Here is a 13852-nt window from a genome sequence, read left to right as displayed (position 1 = left end):
GGACGCACCGGGCCGGGGCGGGGATTGAGGAGCCGGACGGCGAGCGCGCCTCCGCCGAGGGCGACGACGACGGGCCATTCCACGAGCCCGGTGAGCCCGAGCGCGGCGAGGGTCAGCGCGGCTGCCGGGGCGGAGTCGGAGCCGCTGCTCACGCCGGAGCGGGCGCCGTCGAGCGCGCCGCGCACGCTGCCGACGAGCCCGCCGACGGCGGCGCCACCGACGGCTCCGGCGGCACTGGTGGTGGCGTACGCGGTGCGGGTGACCAGGTGGCCGGTGGTGTCCAGGAGCTGCATGGCAAGTCCTTGCTCTGCTTTGGGTCGCCAGCGTGCGCGCGGTCTCGGCGGGACGGTGGCGCGTGGGGTCTGCGGCGAGCTCGGCGCCTCGAGGAGCCGTCGTTCCGGGCACGGCGGCCGTGGCGGTCGGACTCGCCCCTACTGTAGTCCCGATGTCGGCGAGAACCGAGGGGTCGGCGTCGCCGGATTCCCGGAGGCGCCACCGGCATCCCGGGGCTCGAGCACCGATGTCACCACCTCACCGATCGCCGGCAGCCGGAGCGCGACGGTCGGTGCGACGGCGGCGACCACGGTGGCCGCCGCAGCGCACCCGAGTGCCTGGGTCCAGCCGACCGGACCGACCGGCACGCAGCCCAGCAGCCCGCTGACCCCCGGCGTGCTGATCAGCGCGGCCATGGCGGCGAGCGATCCGAGGACGGTGGCGACGACGAGGGGGCTGCGCGACTCGAGCAGTGTCTGCCCGAGCTGGGCGCCGACGAGGGCCACGGTCGACGCGCGCGGGTTCGAGCCCGTGACCCTGGCCATCGCCCACGCCGCGGTGGCCGCGGCCGCGGTCGTGGCGCCGCGGGCGGCCACGGCGTGCAGCAGCACGGACTCGTCGGGCCGGTGCGCGAGGCGGGAGCCGTCGATGCGGGGGGTGCTGACGGCGAGGGCCGCTGCGGGCAGCGCGTCGGTGAGCATGTTCACCAGCAGCAGCTGGCGGGCATTGAGCGGGGAGCGGCCGGTGATCAGGCTGCCGAGCAGCGCGAAGGCGACCTCACCCGCGTTGCCGCCGAGCAGGACCGACACGGCGGCCTGGACCCGCTGCCACAGCACGCGGCCCTCGTCGAGCGCGTCGAGCAGACCCGCGACGCGGCCCTCGAGCAGCACGACGTCGGCCGCGCCGCGCGCGGGGTCGCTGCCGCGGGAGGCCACACCGATGCCGACGCTCGCGGCCCGGATCGCGGCGGCGTCGTTGGCGCCGTCACCGACCATGGCGCACACGTGTCCGGCGTGCTCGAGGGTCTGCACGATCTGCACCTTGTGCTCGGAGGACATCCGTGCGAAGACGAGGCGCTCCTCCACGGCGCGTTCCCGTTCGGTGTGGGAGAGCCCGTCCCATTCGGCACCGCTGTGCACCTGGTCGGCCGTGACGGACAGGCCCAGTTCGCCGGCGATCGCGACGGCGGTCACCGGATGGTCGCCGGTGACGAGCCGGACGGCGACGCCGAGCACCGCACTCGCCGCGGAGCCCGTGGCGAGGACGGGGGTCAGCGGGTCGGACAGTTCGGTGCGCATCGCACGGGTGAAGTCGACGGCGGAGCCGACCGGGCGGGTGCCGACCCGCCGCCCGGCCCGCACCGCCCGCGCGCGGGTCCGCACCCGCCAGCCGGAAACCGCTGCGGGCCAGAACAACTCGTCCGGCGACGGGGCGGGAAGGAGCGCGCACACCTCGTCCACCGACAGCGCATGCCAGTCGTGGGTCGAACGCGGTGGCGGCAGCGGCGCGGCGAGGGCGGTGCGGGCCGCCGACGTTCCGGCCCACAGCCCGGCCGCGGCGCCGGCGGTGACCGATTCCGGACCGGTGCCCGGCACCCCGGGCAGCATGAGCAGCGCTCCGAGGGCGGAGGCGTCGCGGGCGATCTCCACGCCGCGCCGGCTCGCCGTCCGGGCGGCCGGGAGCGCGTGCAGGATCCGCCAGGCGCCGGTGAGGTCGCGAACCATCAGGTCCGCCGGCCAGGGCGGCCGGCCGCCGTCGCGGAGGACACCGATGCCCACGTCGGCCAGGGCGAGGGCCTGCGCCGCCTCGGCGGTGAGGACCACGACGGTGCCGCCGCCGCGCTGCAACCTCTCGACGATGCCGAGCAGTGCCGCGTCCATCGACTCGACGAGGGGTTCGAGGCGATCGAATCCGTTCCGCAGGGAGCCCGCCCCCTCGTCCTCGACGGAGACCACGGCGATTCCGGCACGCCGGGCGGCGGCGAGCACGGCGGACGCGTAGCGGTCGTGGACGGGACCGATCAGCACCCGCGCGTCGGCGGGGAGGTGCCCGGGCACGTCCGGCACGGCGGAGACGGGATGCCAGCCGGGGGTCAGGACGCCGCGTTCGACCGCCGTCCGCGCCCGGTCCCACACCGCACTGCGGTCGCGGTCGGGCACGCCGCACAGGCGCGTCACCGCGAGCCCGGCGGTGTACAGGGCGCGGGGGTCGACGACGATCGCGTCGACCCGGTCGAGCCGGCGCAGCACGGCCGGTCGCAGGGGCAGCACGCCGCGGGCGGCGAGCCCGCGCGCGAGGGTGGCGGCGAAGGATTCCCGCGCGGTGCGGGAGGCCTTGGGGACGGCGACGAGCGCCGCGGAACCGGCGGTGGTGGGTCTGCCGGTCAGGAGCCCGGCCGCCGCCGCGCCGGCGAGGCCGGCCCAGCCGGCACGGTCGGTGTAGCGCTCGATCGGACCGGCCGGGGGTTCGGTGGGCCGGTCCGGCCGGCGCGAGCAGCGGGCCGCAGCCGCGTGGGGGGCGAGGTCCGGTTCGAAGTCGCGCCAGGCGCGCCGCATCGCCAGTGTCTCGCCCACGAGGACGGTCCGGGTGGCGGCCTCGACGGCGGACGAGGCAGGAGAGAGGGTCAGGGTGTGCAGCACGGAGGTCCCCGCGGCCAGCAGCAGGTCCGCCCTGCCCGCGCCCAGCGCGGACTCGACGAGAGTGCGGATCCGCGGGTGATAGTCCGACACGAGCACCGGAGCGGCTGCGCCGCCGGGCAGGCGCGGCAGACGCAGGTAGCGCCCCGCCGCGGTCAGCGCCAGTCCGGTGCCGGCGGTCGCCGCGGACACGCCCCGCCGGACGAGCAGGACGTCGTCGCCCGGCAGCTCGTGCGGAACACCGCGGGGTGCGGTTGCGGCGCACTCCCCTTCGGCGTGCTCGACGAGGCGCCGCAGCGTGTCGACCGTCGGTCCGTGCGGGTCCGTGGACACCACGAGACGGCACCAGGGGCGGTGCAGGTCGGCTGTGACCACGCCCGGTGTGGCCCGGATCGCGGCGAGCACCCGGTCGCCGAGCGCCTCCCCGTCCGGACCGTCGAGGCCGCGGACCTCGATCCAGGTCCGGGCACCGTTCGCTGCGCAGCGCCGGGCGGGGCGGCCGCCGCCCGCCTCCCGGGCGACGTCCGCGACGAGGTGGACGAGCGCCGCGGGGGCCGGGGCCGCGGCCGCGGTGACGGGGGCGCGCAGCAACGCCGCCCCGACGCCGGCCGCCGTGGCGGTGCCGACGATCGCGGCGTCGAGGGCGACGCCGGCACCGGCGGCGGCCGCCCGCACGCCGGCCCGCAGGGCGGATCCGGAAAGGGACACGAGGGTCGAGACCGGACCGCGCGGACGCCGCCGGTAGGAAGTGCTGTGGTGCATGGTGTCCTCCTCGGCTGCCGCGCGAGTATCCCGGCTCGGGACCGGACACCGGGTGCCGACGCTCGGGCATGCGCGCCGGCCGTCGCCGGCATCGAGGTCACCGAGCTTTCAGCGTAGGTCCGCCGGCGATCGGTGGACACGTCTCGGGGTGATTCGTCCGGTGACCTCGTGTGGAGGTCACCGGACGCTCTCGGTGACCGTCCAGCGTCCCTCCCCCTGCAGTTCGAGCACCCGGTCGTGGAAGCTGTCGAGAGTGCTGCGGTGCCCGACGCTGACGACGACGCTGTCCGGCAGCGCCTCGCGCACGGTGCGATAGAGCGCGTGCTCGAGTCCCTCGTCGACGGCAGCGGTGGCCTCGTCGAGGAACACGGTCCGCGGCCGGGCCAGCAGCACCCGCGCGAAGCCGAGGCGCTGCTGCTCCCCGGGGGACAGCACGCGCGCCCAGTCGGTGTCGTCGTCGAGGCGTTCCTTCAGGTGCCCGAGGTGCACGCGTTCGAGCACCTCGCCGAGTTCGGCGTCGTCCCGCACGGGCGGACGGGGATACGACAGCGCTTCGCGCAGCGTCCCGAGCGGCACATACGGGTCCTGGGACAGGAACAGCGCGTCGCCGTCCGGGCGCGCGATCCGCCCGTGGGCGTACGGCCAGAGCCCGGCGAGGGAACGCAGCAGCGTCGTCTTGCCGCTGCCGGAGGCGCCGCGGACGAGCAGCGCCTCGCCGGGGGACACGTGGATGTCGAGGCCGGTCACGAGCGGCCGGCCGGCCGGGGTCCGCACGTCGAGACCGCGCAGGTCGAGGGTGTCGCCCTGCTCGGTCGCGACGAGGACGGGCAGCTTCGCGGACTGGTCGGTGGCGTCGAGCAGGCCGTTGAGACGGATGGTGGTCGCCCGGAACGCGGCGAAGTCGTCGTAGGACTCGCGGAAGAAGGACAGCGATTCGTGGACCTGACCGAAGGCGTTGCCGGTCTGCATCACGTCACCGAGCGTGATCTGACCGGCGAACAGCCGCGGCCCCTGGATGAGGAACGGGAAAATCACCGCGATCTGGTTGACGGTCAGGTTGAAACCGTCGAACTTCAGGATCCGGAACACGATGCGCCACCAGTTGCGGATCACCGCGGCGAATCGGCCCAGCAGGCCGCCCCGCTCGACGTTCTCGCCGCGGTAGAAGGCGATGTTCTCGCCGTACTCGCGGACGCGGACCAGGGCGTAGCGGTAGGTGGCGCCGAGTTTCTCGTTGAGGAAGTTCAGCCGGATCAGCGGCCGGCCGATCCAGAACGCCACCGCGGTGGTGACCAGCACGTAGATGTAGACCAGGAACACCATTCCGCGCGGGATCTCGGTGCCGAACACGGTGATCGGGCCCGACAGGTCCCACAGGATGCCGGTGAAGCTGACGATGGAGAGCACCGCGGTGACCGCCCCCATCGACAGGACGCGGGTGGTGGTGACGAAATCGGTGACGTCGACCTGGATGCGCTGGTCGGGGTTGTCCACCGGCTTGTCCACGAACCGGTCCCGGTAGAACGCACCGGTGTCGAGCCAGGTGTCGACGAGCCGGTTGTTCAGCTGGGTGCGCCAGTGGATGTCGAGGGTCTGGCCGAGCAGGTAGGCGATCAGGCTGCGCGCCACGTGAATGGTGGCGAGCACGGCGAAGACCCGCATGAACCGCCAGAACGCGGCCTCGTCGAGGTCCTGGATCGCGGTGTAGAAGTCGTTGTACCAGTACGAGAACAGCACGTTCATCCGCACCGCGAAGACGGTGAACAGCAGAACCAGGGCCACGAGCCCGAGCGGGCCCAGGCCACGACGGGGATCGAAGTAGGGCCACGCGATGCGCCACCACTGCCGTCCCCAGTGGGTCGTTCGCGCGAGCAGCGCCACCACGACGACGAACACCACCGTTGTGATCACGTACGCCTTCAGCGTCCACCAGACGCTGTCGACGAGCACACTTCCCCATTCCATCCGTCGCCGCTCCCGTCTCCCGCGCGATCGCGCGCTCCATGCGAGAGATTGTGGACCCCACCCCGGGGTGCGCGACGCCGATTCCGCCACCGATCGTGGGGCTGTCCCGGTTGCGGAGGCCGGGCCGCCCGGGCCGGGCACCGGACGGCTGCTTCGTCACGGGCTCGGCGGGTATCCGACGGGCATGGAGGTTCTGGGCATTCTCATTCTCGTCGGAGTGGTGGTCTACGTGGTGGTCCAGCGTCGCAGGAGCGGGCCGCGGAGGTGATCACGGCTCGGTCGGGGCTCGCCGTGCGGTCGAGCCCCGACCGGACCGTGCCCGCAGGACGGAACGATCCGCGGCGGCACACGCACGTCGCCGGTCCTCGCCCTGGCGGCGAGGACCGGCGACGGGTCGGTGGGTGACTGTCAGCGGGTGCCGGGCACGGTGCGGTGCGTCGTGGTCCGGCGGGTGAGCAGGAAGCCGAGGGCGATCATGGCCGCCCCGAGCACGAAGTGCAGCCAGTCGTCGGCGGAGTTGACCGGCACGAAGTTCGCCGAGCTGTCCTTGTCGATCACCAGTCCGTAGAGCCACAGCACCAGGTAGATGATGCCGCCGCCGATGAGGTAGGACCGAGCGGCACCGACCGTGCGGGCCATCGCGACACCTGCCACACCGAAGAGCAGATGCACGATGTTGTGGAGGATGGAGACCTCGAAGATCCCGAGCAGCAGCGCCCCGGACTCGTGTCCGGCGAATGTCATGGTGTCGTAGTTGGTCGTGATTCCGGGCACGAACCCGAGAATGCCGACGAGGAGGAACACCACACCGACAGCGAGGGCGGCTGTCTGCACCGGTGTCCGGGTCATAGTTCGTCCTGCGTGCTCGGCCATGGCCGGCTCCTTTCGTTCGAACAGGTGACCGGAGCCGGAGAGGCTGCGGCTGTCGGAGAGATACCTCCCTGGGCGCTCGTGAAACCTTGCCCGCGAGGATTTTCGCGGGACAGCGACGGCCGTGCGTGCTCCCGCCGGACCGGTCACCGGTCCCCCGGGTCATCGACCCGGCCGCGGGTCGGCTCCGGCGGGGTGAGCTGGGCGACCAGTCGGGCAGCGACGTCGCGCAGCTTGACGTTCTCGTGCTGGGACTGGCGCACCAGCACGGCGAAGGCCTCCTCGGCGCTCAGGCCGCGGGCGGCCATGACGATCCCGACGGCGTGGTCGATGGTCGGACGCGAACGCAGGGCCCGATCGAGTTGCGTGATCTCCGCCCGGGCCCGGGCACAGCGACGGGCCTGCCGCAGTGCGGTCTCCACGGCCGTCGTGAACACCTCCACCAGGGTCTCGTCCAGAGAATCGAACCCGTGGTCGTGCTCGCTGTAGAGGTTGAACGATCCGGCCGTCGCGTTGTCGATCCGCAGCGGCGCGGCCAGCGCACTCGCCGTCCCGAACCGTTCCGCGCGCTCGGCGAACGCCGGCCAGCGGCGCCGCATCTCGGCGCGGTCCGCGCGCACCACCCGGCCGGTCCGCACGGCGTCGAGGCCCGGCCCGGCGCCGGCGAGGTACTGGGCGTGGTCGAGTTCGTAGAGCAGCGGATTGCTGCAGGCCTCCGTCGTGGGGCGGCCGCCCCGCAGGACCGTCACCCCCGCCATGCCGGTATCGGGCACGATCTTCACGGCATTGCCGACGAGCAGCCGCAGCAGCTCGGGCAACTCGTCGCCCTCGTCGAGCGCGTCCGACAGCCGGCGCAGCGCCACGGCGATCTCCCCGACTCGTCCACACAGTGGGTCGTTCCCGGCCATGTCCCCGTCCACGACTGCATCCTCGTCGGTCGTTCTTCTCACAGAATGCACCCGGTGAGAACGGCCGGATCCAGTTCCCGGACCATCCCGTGCGGCCTCACCGCCCGAGGCGCTGCGCCAGGTATCCGACCAGGCCGTCGAGGGTGCTCAGGTGCGCGTAGTCCGCCTCGGGGATGTCCACCCCGAGCGACGAACGAAGTCCGATCAGCACGTTCAGCCAGTCCATCGAGTCGAGGTCGACCTGCTGGCGCAGCGGCCGGTCCCCCGCCAGTTCGATGTCCTCGATCTCGGGTGCGACGTCGGCGATCGCGGCGACGACGGCGGCGCGGATGTCGGCCCGGGCGGTCCCGCCGGTATTGGTCTCGTCGGTGGTCACGATCTCACCTCACAGTCGTTCCGGGTGCTGGAGCAGTTCGGCGATCTCGGCCAGGAACAGGGCGCCGCGCCGGCCGTCGCTGACCCGGTGGTCCGCGGCGAGGGTCGCGGTGACCACCGGGACGGGTCGTACCGCGTCGCCGTCGACCCACGGACGCCGGGCCGGCTTGCCGAAGCCGACCAGTGCGACCTGCGGCGGGTAGATCACCCCGTACACCGAGTCCACGCTTTCCTCCCCCAGGTTGGTCACGGTGACGGTGGGGTCGGACATCTCCGAGCTGCGCAGCGAGCCCGCCCGGGCGCGCTTGACGAGGTCGGCGAGGGCCGCCATGAGCTCGGGCAGGGCGAGGTCGGCGACGTCGTGGATCGCCGGGGCGATCAGCCCGCCCTGGCGCAGGGAGACCGCCACCCCCACGTGCGCGGCCGGGGCCGGGTGGAACTCGCCGTCGGTCCAGAATCCGCTCATTTCGGGGTACCGGCGGGTGGCCAGGGCGACCGCCTTGAGCAGCAGCGCGGCAAGCAGGACGCGCTCGGTGACCGGGCGTTGCGCGTTGTACTCCGTGAGCCAGTCGAGGGCACGGGCGAGCGGGATCTGTTCCGACAGGTAGTAGTGCGGAATCTCCCGCTTGGAACGCCCCATCGCGGACGCGATGGCGCGGCGCATCTCGGCGGCCTTGTCGATCGGAGCCCTGGTCGGTGCCGCCGCGGCGGCGGGCGGCGGCGCGGCCCCGGCACGAGCCGCCGCCCGATCGACGTCCTCGATCGTCACCGACTCCCAGGGCCCGGTGCCGGTCACGGTGTCGAGGTCCACGCCCAGCTGCCGGGCCTGCCGGCGGGCGGCCGGCGAGACCCGCCGCCGCGCGGCCGGAGCAGCCGGGGCGGGCGGAGCCGGCGCCGGCGGCGCCTCGGTGACGGGGGCGGCGCCGCCGGCCGCGGCGACGGGAGCCACCACCGGGGCCGCGGCCGCCGGTGCCTCGGCGACGGGCGGAGCGTCCTCGCCGGGCTCGAGCAGGGTTGCCATCACCGCGCCGACCGGCAGGGTGATGCCCGGTTCCGCGAGCAACCGGTGAACGACCCCGTCCCGCCAGATCTCGACCTCCACCTCGGCCTTGGCGGTGTCCACCGAGGCGATCACCTGGCCGCGCTCGACCGTGTCGCCGGGCCCGACGCGCCATTCGGTCAGGGTGCCCTCGTCCATGTCGGCGCCGAGGGACGGCAGGGTGAACTCGAACACGTCGCCTCCTCAGCTCTCGCCCGTCAAGGCCTGCACGGCGGCGACGATCTTCTCCGGCTGGGGAATCGCCGCCTGCTCCAGGTGCCGGGCGTAGGGCACCGGCACCTCTTCGCTGCACACCCGCGCCACGGGCGCGTCCAGGTCGTAGAACGCCTCCTCGGCGATCCGGGCGGTCACCTCCGCGGCGAGGCCGACGCTGCGCCAGCCCTCGTCGACGACCACCACCCGGTGGGTGCGGCGGACGGAGTCCACGACGGTGGCCGTGTCCAGCGGGCGCAGCACCCGCAGATCGACGACCTCGGCCTCGATTCCGCTGCCCGCCAAGGTTTCCGCCGCGACGAGGGACTTGCCGACGGTGCCGCCGTAGGCGACGAGGGTCACGTCGCCGCCCGGCCGGAGGACCCGCGCGCTGTCGATGTCGACCGGTTCGTCGGGGTCGATGTCGGCGGTGGTGTTGTAGAGCAGTGCGTGCTCGAACACGACCACCGGGTCCGGGTCCGCAAGAGCGGGGGCGAGCATTCCGCGGGCGTCGCGCACGGTCGCCGGGGCCAGCACCCGGATGCCGGGGATGTGCGCGTACCACGCCTCGAGGCTGTGCGAATGCTGCGCGGCCAGCTGCCGCCCGGCGCCGGTGGCCATGCGGATCACGATCGGTACGGAGAACTGGCCGCCGGACATGTGGCGCAGTGCGGCGGCGGCGTTCACGATCTGATCGAGGGCCAGCAGGCTGAAGTTGACGGTCATGATCTCGACGATCGGCCGCATCCCGCCGAGTGCCGCACCGATGCCCGCACCGACGAAGCCCAGCTCGGACAGCGGGGTGTCGCGGATGCGTTCGGGTCCGAACTCGTCGAGCAGGCCCTTGGTCACGGCGTACGTGCCGCCGTATCGCCCGATGTCCTCGCCCATGAGGAACACCCGCGGATCGGTGCTCAGGGCGTCGTGCAGCGCGGCGCGCAGGGCCTCGCGGTAGCTCAGTTTCACGGTGCCTCCCCGGCCGGTGTGGTCACGTCGCGGAGCAGGTCGGACTCCGGCTCCCAGGTGCCGGCCTCGGCGAAGGCGACGGCGTCGTCGACCTCGGCGACGGCCTGGGCGTCGAGCTGCTGGAACCGTTCCTCGGTGAGCAGATTCAGCGCCTTCAGCCGCGCCGAGAACGTGTGGATGGGGCCGCGTTCCTTCCACCGTTCGACCTCGGCCTTGTCGCGGTAGAGCTCGGGGTCGAACATCGAGTGGGCGCGGAATCGGTAGGTCTGGAACTCGAGGAACATCGGTCCGCCGGTGCTGCGGACGTGGGAGACCCCGGCCCGGGCCGTCTCGTGGACGGCGAGCACGTCCATCCCGTCCGTCCGGAGGGTGGGCACCCCGAACGCGGCGGCCTTGGCGCACAGGTCGGTCTGCGACTCGGACCGGGCCAGGGCGGTGCCCATGGCGTACAGGTTGTTCTCGCAGCAGAACAGCACCGGCAGCTGCCACAGGGCCGCGAGGTTGAGCGCCTCGTGGAACGCTCCCTCGGCCATCGCCCCCTCGCCGAAGAAGCACGCGGTGACCCGCGGGATCTTCTGCATCTTGTCGGCCAGCGCGAGGCCCACCGCCAGCGGCAGGCCCCCGCCGACGATCGCGTTGCCGCCGTAGAAGCGGGTCGCGGCGTCGAACAGGTGCATCGAGCCGCCGCGCCCACGGGAGCAGCCTTCCTGCTTGCCGAACATCTCCGCCATGATCGCGTTCATGGACAGCCCGTGGATCAGGGCGTGCCCGTGCTCACGGTAGGTGCCCACGACCGTGTCGCCCGGGTCGAGCGCGTGCAGGGCGCCGACCGCCACGGCCTCCTCCCCCACGTACAGGTGCAGGAATCCGCGGATCTTGCCGGCGCCGTAGAGTTCGGCGGCCTTCTCCTCCATCCGGCGGATGCGCAGCATGTCGGCCAGCAGCGCGAGCGCGAAGTCGCGGTCGTAGGGGAAGCCGGCGGCGCCCCCGCCGGCCCGCTCGGTGTCGCTCGTCATCCGGCCACCTCCGGGGTCTCGAGCGTCGACGTGTCGCCCTCCGCGAGGCCGAGCTCGCGGGCCTTGAGCAGCCGGCGCAGGGTCTTGCCGCTGCGGGTGTGCGGCAGCGAGTCGACGAACGCGAGTTCCTTCGGGGCGACGGCCGCACCGAGCCGGACGCGGGCGTGCCCGATCAGCTTGCGGCGCAGCGCGTCGTCGGGTTCGACGCCGCGTTCGAGGACGACGAACGCCTTCACCCGTTCGCCGAGGATCTCGTCCGGCACACCGATCACGGCGGCTTCCAGCACGGCCGGGTGTTCGGCGAGCGCGCTCTCGACCTCGAACGGTCCGATGAGGTGGCCGGCGGACTTGATCACGTCGTCGGCGCGGCCGACGAACCAGAAGTACCCGTCGGCGTCGCGGCGCGCGAGGTCCCCGGTGAGGTAGAGATCGCCCGCGAAGCACTTGCGGTAGCGCTCGTCCTGGTTCAGGTAGCCGCGGAACATCGACGGCCAGCCCGCCCGCAGCGCCAGTTCCCCCTCGGTGTCGGCATCGGTGACCTCGTGCACGGTGCCGTCCTCGTCGCGGCGGACGATCCGGGCGTCGACGCCGGGCAGGGGCCGGCCCATCGATCCCGGCTTGATGTCGAACGCCGGCGTGTTGGCGATCATGATGCCGCCGGTCTCGGTCTGCCACCAGTTGTCGTGGATGGGCAGCCCCAGCACCTCGGTGCCCCACCACACGGCGTCGGGTGCCAACGGCTCGCCGACGCTGGCGACGAACCGAAGGTTCGGGAACCGGTAGCGTCCCGCGACCTCGGGTCCGGCACGCATGAGCATCCTGATGGCGGTGGGGGCGGTGTACCACACGCTGATCTGCTGGTCCTGCAGGATCCGGTACCACCGTTCGGCGTCGAACTCGGCTTCGTCGACGATCGAGGTGACGCCGTGCAGCAGCGGCGCGACGATGCCGTACGACGTGCCCGTCACCCAGCCGGGATCGGCGGTGCACCAGTAGATGTCGTCGGGATGCAGGTCGAGCGCGTATCGGCCGGTGGCGTAGTGGGTGACGACGGCGCCGTGCACGTGCAGCGCCCCCTTCGGGGTGCCGGTGGTGCCGCTGGTGAAGTGCAGCAACGACGGGTCGTCGGCAGTCGTGGGTGTGGGGTCGGCGGCCGGCTCGGCGGCGTCGAGCAGTGCCCGCAGGTCGAGGGTGCCGGGAACGTCGGTGGCGGCGGCGGCGTCGTCGCCGACGAGCAGCACGTGCTCGAGGGTCGGCACCCGGTCGCGCACCCCCGCGACGCGCCGGTGGTACAGCGCCTCCGTGGTCACCAATACCTGTGCGGAGCCGAGTTCGAGGCGGGTGAGCAGGGGTTCGGGACCGAAGGCCGAGAACAGCGGAGTGACGACCGTGCCGTTGCGCAGGGCGCCGAGGACGGCGATGTACAGCTCGGGGATCCGGCCGGAGAACACGAACAGCCGGTCGCCCTTGCCGATTCCGAGGTCGCGCAGGACGCGGGTGAAGCGCCGGACACGGTCTGCGAGGTCGCCGTACGACAACTCCGTGACGTCGATACGGCCCGTCGCGTCACCGGCGCCGAGGAACCGGAGCGCGGGGCGGTCCCGGAGCGGGCCGTCCGCATGCCGGTCGACCGCCGACCAGGCGATGTTGCATCCCCCGCCCGGGGGGCCCGGCATCTGCGCCGCCGCCTCGTCCCACGCGAACCGGGCACAGGTGGCCTCGTAATCCGACAGGTTCGGTGGGACCCGCAGGTCGTCGGCCGTCTTGCGGATCACCGCGTCGCTGCTGGTCGTCACGGCCGCTCCCTCCGGTGCAGATCGCGTCGAGCCGATCATGCGCCGCCCGGAACGGCCGGCATAGGGGCATTGGTCCCTCGGTCGTCCGCCGCACGGGCGTGCGAGTGCTGTCGCGGACCCGTATGGCGCACGGTGACGGCGATCCTGCTGAGGACCCCGTCGACGCAGGCTTCGGCTTCGGGCAGCCCCACGAGCCGAAGCCTGCGTCTGCGGCGGCATCGGTCGCTGACGCGGTGCGGGACCGGCTGGGCGAGAACACCATCCGGGATGTTGCGTGCCGAGAACCCGAGCCGGTCCGATCCCGGATCCGGTCCTGCCGGCGCCGCACGCCGGCGGGGCTCGGCAGATCCGCTTCGTTCCTCTCCGGTTCGCCCGTCGTTGCCCCGGGTTGCCCAGCGGGGCAGACTGTCTGTCGACGCCGGCCTGCCGGGCCGCAGGGCATCCGAGGAGGCGATCGTGGAGATGCACATCGTGGCGATCGACAAGCCCGACGACATGAACGTCGTCGTCGGGCAGGCCCACTTCATCAAGACCGTCGAGGACCTGCACGAAGCACTGGCCGGGGTGAGTCCCCACCTCCGGTTCGGTGTGGCGTTCTGCGAAGCCTCCGGGCCTCGCCTCGTGCGTTTCTCGGGCAACGACGACCGGCTCGTCGAGTTGGCCAGACGCAATGCACTGGCGGTCGGCGCGGGCCATTCGTTCGTCGTGTTCGTGGAGGACGGCTATCCGGTGAACATCCTGAACACGCTGAAGCAGGTACCCGAGGTCTGCGGCATCTTCTGCGCCACGGCCAACGCCGTCGAGATCATCGTGGCCGAGACGGAACTCGGCCGAGGCATTGCCGGGGTGATCGACGGGAACCCACCCCTCGGCGTGGAGACGAGTGCCGACGTCGCCGACCGCAAGGCGCTGCTGCGCACGATCGGCTACAAGCTGTGACCGACCGAGCGCCCCACGTCACGCGCACAGGGCCCAGTGCGGGGAGGTATCGCTCGTCGACCGGTCGAGGCTCGACGTCAGGGCCCGGTGTGCG

11 protein-coding genes are annotated in these 13852 nt (G+C 72.8%); 1 reads left to right on the top strand and 10 read right to left on the bottom strand.

Going from position 1 to position 13852, the window contains the following annotated elements; translation table 11 throughout:
* The 10 genes from G6038_RS23380 to acsA all read right to left on the bottom strand — a co-directional run.
* Positions 1 to 293 (bottom strand): hypothetical protein (locus tag G6038_RS23380; protein WP_165040172.1); only part of this gene is annotated, 293 nt, incomplete at its 3' end.
* Between the two features lie 138 nt (positions 294 to 431).
* Positions 432 to 3671, bottom strand: coding sequence for a cation-translocating P-type ATPase (locus G6038_RS23375; RefSeq protein WP_240918688.1), 3240 nt, complete (start codon positions 3669 to 3671; stop codon positions 432 to 434).
* 177 nt (positions 3672 to 3848) lie between these two features.
* Positions 3849 to 5636: an ABC transporter ATP-binding protein/permease gene (locus tag G6038_RS23370; RefSeq protein WP_165040169.1), complete on the bottom strand. Its 1788-nt coding sequence runs from the start codon at positions 5634 to 5636 to the stop codon at positions 3849 to 3851.
* 408 nt (positions 5637 to 6044) lie between these two features.
* Complete coding sequence (locus G6038_RS23365) at positions 6045 to 6485, bottom strand: DUF4383 domain-containing protein (RefSeq protein WP_037200930.1); 441 nt, start codon at positions 6483 to 6485, stop codon at positions 6045 to 6047.
* Positions 6486 to 6652: 167 nt separating this feature from the next.
* A complete protein-coding gene (locus G6038_RS23360; RefSeq protein ID WP_165040168.1) occupies positions 6653 to 7426 on the bottom strand; it encodes a GAF and ANTAR domain-containing protein in 774 nt (257 codons plus the stop codon).
* An 85-nt stretch (positions 7427 to 7511) separates the two neighbouring features.
* Entirely contained in the window at positions 7512 to 7790 is a 279-nt protein-coding gene (locus G6038_RS23355) for a phosphopantetheine-binding protein (RefSeq protein ID WP_165040166.1), read from the bottom strand.
* 9 nt (positions 7791 to 7799) lie between these two features.
* Positions 7800 to 9023 carry a dihydrolipoamide acetyltransferase family protein gene (locus G6038_RS23350; protein ID WP_165040164.1) on the bottom strand — a complete coding sequence of 408 codons (1224 nt, stop codon included), beginning with the start codon at positions 9021 to 9023 and terminating at the stop codon, positions 7800 to 7802.
* Between the two features lie 9 nt (positions 9024 to 9032).
* Positions 9033 to 10007 (bottom strand): pyruvate dehydrogenase complex E1 component subunit beta, encoded by a 975-nt coding sequence (locus tag G6038_RS23345; protein ID WP_165040162.1) that lies wholly within the window; start codon positions 10005 to 10007, stop codon positions 9033 to 9035.
* On the bottom strand, positions 10004 to 11023 hold the full coding sequence (gene pdhA / locus G6038_RS23340) for a pyruvate dehydrogenase (acetyl-transferring) E1 component subunit alpha (RefSeq protein ID WP_165040160.1): 1020 nt from the start codon (positions 11021 to 11023) through the stop codon (positions 10004 to 10006). Before pdhA ends, G6038_RS23345 begins: the two co-directional genes overlap by 4 nt.
* Complete coding sequence (gene acsA, locus G6038_RS23335) at positions 11020 to 12858, bottom strand: acetate--CoA ligase (protein ID WP_206025497.1); 1839 nt, start codon at positions 12856 to 12858, stop codon at positions 11020 to 11022. The genes pdhA and acsA overlap by 4 nt, the downstream gene beginning before the upstream one ends.
* Positions 12859 to 13281: 423 nt before the next feature.
* Between acsA and G6038_RS23330 the strand changes: the two genes are divergently transcribed.
* A complete protein-coding gene (locus G6038_RS23330) occupies positions 13282 to 13758 on the top strand; it encodes an adenosine-specific kinase (RefSeq protein ID WP_206025500.1) in 477 nt (158 codons plus the stop codon).
* Positions 13759 to 13852: the final 94 nt, after the last annotated feature.

This window comes from Rhodococcus sp. 14C212, assembly GCF_011058195.1.
Taxonomy (GTDB): Bacteria; Actinomycetota; Actinomycetes; order Mycobacteriales; family Mycobacteriaceae; genus Rhodococcus; species Rhodococcus aetherivorans.
This window is presented reverse-complemented; position numbering and strand designations above follow the sequence as displayed.

What these genes read in the sequence shown, in the direction of transcription:
- G6038_RS23375 (WP_240918688.1), bottom strand. Translation starts at nt 3,671, where the DNA reads ATGCACCACAGCACTTCCTACCGGCGGCGTCCGCGCGGTCCGGTCTCG.
- G6038_RS23370 (WP_165040169.1), bottom strand. Translation starts at nt 5,636, where the DNA reads ATGGAATGGGGAAGTGTGCTCGTCGACAGCGTCTGGTGGACGCTGAAG.
- G6038_RS23365 (WP_037200930.1), bottom strand. Translation starts at nt 6,485, where the DNA reads ATGACCCGGACACCGGTGCAGACAGCCGCCCTCGCTGTCGGTGTGGTG.
- pdhA (WP_165040160.1), bottom strand. Translation starts at nt 11,023, where the DNA reads ATGACGAGCGACACCGAGCGGGCCGGCGGGGGCGCCGCCGGCTTCCCC.
- acsA (WP_206025497.1), bottom strand. Translation starts at nt 12,858, where the DNA reads ATGATCGGCTCGACGCGATCTGCACCGGAGGGAGCGGCCGTGACGACC.
- G6038_RS23330 (WP_206025500.1), top strand. Translation starts at nt 13,282, where the DNA reads ATGCACATCGTGGCGATCGACAAGCCCGACGACATGAACGTCGTCGTC.